This window comes from Pseudomonas sp. F9001 (assembly GCF_013385435.1).
Classification (GTDB): Bacteria; Pseudomonadota; Gammaproteobacteria; order Pseudomonadales; family Pseudomonadaceae; genus Aquipseudomonas.
On sequence record NZ_JACAPX010000027.1, the window covers coordinates 1 to 349 of the forward strand.

Here is a 349-nt window from a genome sequence, read left to right on the forward strand (position 1 = left end):
AAACCGGCGTCCTGCCGGTTTACCCGCTCCGCAATACCTGCGTTCGGCCTCGGGCTTATTGGGGCAGTCAGATCAAAAGCAAAAGCAAAAGCAAAAGCACAGCGGCCTCCCGGCCGGCTTGAGTGTTAAAAGCAAAAGCAAAAACCAGAGCGAAAACAAATCTGCTTTTCTGTGGGAGCGGGCTTGCTCGCGAAAAACCTGAGAGCGCCGCGTTCATTCAGGATGCCCGCGTCATCGTTAACGACCTTCGCGAGCAAGCCCGCTCCCACATTTGGACTGTGCCCGCTTTAGATTTTGATTTTGCTCTTAACACTCAAGCCGGCCGGGAGGCCGCTGTGCTTTTGCTTTT

Annotated in this window: 1 protein-coding gene; it reads left to right on the top strand. The window is 54.4% G+C overall.

The window, feature by feature from the left end:
• A partial coding sequence (locus HX818_RS31060) for a hypothetical protein (protein WP_218176119.1) occupies nucleotides 1–202 on the top strand: 202 nt, incomplete at its 5' end.
• Nucleotides 203–349: the final 147 nt, after the last annotated feature.